Genomic DNA, 3,052 nt, shown 5'->3' with positions numbered 1-3,052 from the left:
GCATATTTCCCTTTTGTTACCAAAAGGTATTGAGTCCAACCTAAAAGGTTGTTTTACGTGAGGGTAGGTGGTGTAAATTACCCTGGGGAGTCGGCTCCCCGCTTTACTTGACCAGTTCAGGTCGCGCACTTTCGCCTCACACGGCTCCTAAGTATCTTTTTGGCTCCAGTGTAATTGTTGGTGGCAACTTTGGTGTACAGCCATCAGGTTGTTTTCCTTCCAGTTGTCATGATTTTCATCAATGTGGTGAAGGTGTACCTTTTCCTCATTAATAAATTTCAACCCGCAATGCCCACAGGAATGGTTTTGCCGTTTTAAAGCTTTTGCTGTAGCGTTATCATAGAGTTTGGAGTTCCTATTGCTCCAGTAAACCAGGTCTCCATCATATGGAGACTTGGTGCCTTTGACGTTTACGTGCTGATTTTGTTCATACCTTACTTCTGGAAAGGCTTTCTTGCATAGCTCTGTGGCCTTATGTCTGCTAATTTTCTTTTCCTTTCGGAACTTTCGATTTGCAGTTTTGGTCATGAACCAGAGACTATCTCGGGAACTGCTCATGTCACAGCTTTTGTGGTAATTCCTCCATCCACGCACGATTGGTGCTAGCTTTTTGGCTTTTACTTCGGCTCCATAATTCGAGTTATTGACCACGGTTTTAATCTTCTCACGTATGTTCCGGTGATTTTCCTCTGAGGGAATGCATCGGAATTTTCCGTTTTTCTGTACGCGGAACTTCCACCCCAGGAAGTCAAATCCGTCTGTCGTATTAGTTATCTTGGTCTTTTCTTCACTGATTTCCATCCTTCTTTCTGCGAGAAAGGTTTTAATTTTCTCTAGTACTTTTTCAGCGTTATCTTTTGGCTTGAGGATTATTACCATATCGTCAGCATATCTAATGCACCTATTTTTTGGATTTATTTCCTCGATTCCGTTAAGTGCTATGTTGGCGAGAAGTGGACTGACCACACCTCCTTGGGGCGTTCCTTGCTCCGGGAATTCTGGATTGATGCCTGCTTTTAGACATCTGAATATCCCTATCTTCAGACCCGCAGGAGCTAGCAATCTATCCATAATGGAGCTGTGGGATATGCGGTCAAAACACTTCTTTATATCCAGTTCGATTACTCTTTTATTAATGCCGTTTTTTCTTGAGTTCAGATTTTGGAATAGCATTTTTTGTGCGTCTTGGGCACTTCTGCCAGTCCTAAACCCATAGCTGTAGGCACTGAACGTTGCTTCATGAGCAGGTTCTAGAGTATATTTTGCTAGACATTGCCATGCTCTATCTTGGATTGTTGGTACTTTCAACATTCTCGTACTCCCGTTTTTCTTGGCTATGGGGATTTCCCTTAAGCCTTGATGCGTCCAATTTTCCGCACTGGAGCCTAGTTTTTCAAGTACCTGGAACCTTTCTTTGTAGTTTAAGGATGCTTTCCCGTCTACTCCGGCGGTTCTTTTTCCTTGATTGAGCTGTGTTACTTGTCGGACGGCCAAAAGTTGTGCTGAGCGGGATTTCATTATCAGTTTTTGAAGTGACCGAGCTTTCTTTAGGTCGCCAACTCGAACTGCTTTATAAACTCTTCTTTGTAGGCGGAATAAGTTTTTTTCGTGCTGTTTCCAGCGTTCACTCTTCCAGAGGTCACTATATCTATTTGATATGTGTCTACCCATGCTCTTCTCAGATTTGTTTATCTTGATACCCGTAGCCAGTTTTTCGACTACATCCTACCCGACAGTAGGGATTAAGTTTGGCATAACTTACTCAGGTTCGACTAATTCCTTAGACCTATTATTGCTGTCGTTTTTACTCGTTCCATCTGTTGGATTGTTTTGGCGATTTAGGGCAGTCCGGAGATGAAACCTTAGAATAGTGGAGCCTTACTACAAAATTTTTAACCCTTTTACCCATAGCCGACTAACTATAAAGGCTCCACTATTCTTGCGGTAACTTCTAACCACTTTGCCTATCCTCTTCTCGGAGATTACAACTGTCAATGGAAAAACGTTGTGAGAATTAAAGGATAAAGTCTCGCATATTTGACAGATTGCGGCTTCCGACTTAGACACTTTTTCAGGACTTTCACTACTGTTACCCTTGTCGCCTCCCCATTAGCGGTAGTGTGGTTAATCTGCTTCGCCTCTAATTCCGCCCTGGTGCCAGCTTCACTCTACAAGTTGCCGCTTGTTCGGTGTGGCCAAGGTAGGGAGTCACTTGTTCTCCTCAAGGGGTGGGTTTTCACCACCATCCTACAGATAGTTAGGATTTCTGGGTTTTCCCCGCGAATCCCCCTAGTTTTACCCCTCCTGTTTCAGGAGGCTCTTCCTAGGAACGAGCCGCACTCCATTTGTCGGTGCGAATGATCTTAGTTGGTGTTTTCACAATCTCGACTGAATCGCTAATATATCACTATGTTAACCCATAGTGTTTAGACATGTCAACTCCTCTCCGTTCTTTTGCTCACACTGTTTCACTAATCAAGGTTCACATAGTGTTTGTCACTAAGTACCGCCATCCAGTGATTACTGGGGATATAGAAGAGGACATCAAAGATTTAGCCAAAAGTATCTGCGAGAAAAATGACTGCATCCTTGAAGATGCTAAGGCGGATTTGGGAACGAAAGACCATATTCATCTTTTAATCGATTTAGCTCCCAAGGTATCAATTTCCAAACTTTGCAACACCCTCAAGACAGTAACGAGTAGAGAAATTAGAAAAAGGTACGCAAAAGAATTGGCTCCCTATTACTGGGAACCAGTTTTTTGGAAAAGAGGATTTAGCGCTGTTTCCTGTGGAGGCGCTTCTCTTTCTGTACTGAAGCAGTATATAGAAAACCAAGGCTATGACGATTGATTTGCCTGCTCCTTAACCCCCACCTGGCAAGCCGAGGTGGGGGAATGCGTCGCATTTTTGTTCAACCTGATTGACACCTATTTTGTCGGACAACTGGGAACCAAACCCCTAGCAGCTATGAGTTTCACCTTTCCGGTGGTGATGACTTTAGGTAGTCTAGCCATGGGGTTGGGGGTGGGAGCATCCTCTGTGATTGCCCG

Annotated in this window: 3 protein-coding genes; 2 read left to right on the top strand and 1 reads right to left on the bottom strand. The window is 43.8% G+C overall.

Translation table 11 applies throughout. From position 1 onward, the window contains the following. Positions 1-147 precede the first annotated feature (147 nt). Complete coding sequence (locus F6K51_RS35805) at positions 148-1,671, bottom strand: reverse transcriptase domain-containing protein (RefSeq protein ID WP_293030546.1); 1,524 nt, start codon at positions 1,669-1,671, stop codon at positions 148-150. 761 nt (positions 1,672-2,432) lie between these two features. Here F6K51_RS35805 and tnpA point away from each other — a divergent pair. Together tnpA and F6K51_RS35795 are read left to right on the top strand one after the other, a co-directional pair. Further along, the gene (gene tnpA / locus F6K51_RS35800; RefSeq protein ID WP_293030543.1) at positions 2,433-2,852 is read left to right on the top strand and encodes an IS200/IS605 family transposase; all 420 of its coding nucleotides are present in this window, start codon (positions 2,433-2,435) and stop codon (positions 2,850-2,852) included. A gap of 36 nt (positions 2,853-2,888) precedes the next feature. Next, positions 2,889-3,052, top strand: a 164-nt coding sequence (locus tag F6K51_RS35795) for an MATE family efflux transporter (protein WP_293030549.1), incomplete at its 3' end; no start/stop codon positions are given.

Source organism: Moorena sp. SIO3I8, assembly GCF_010692325.1.
GTDB lineage: Bacteria > Cyanobacteriota > Cyanobacteriia > Cyanobacteriales > Coleofasciculaceae > Moorena.
This window is presented reverse-complemented; position numbering and strand designations above follow the sequence as displayed.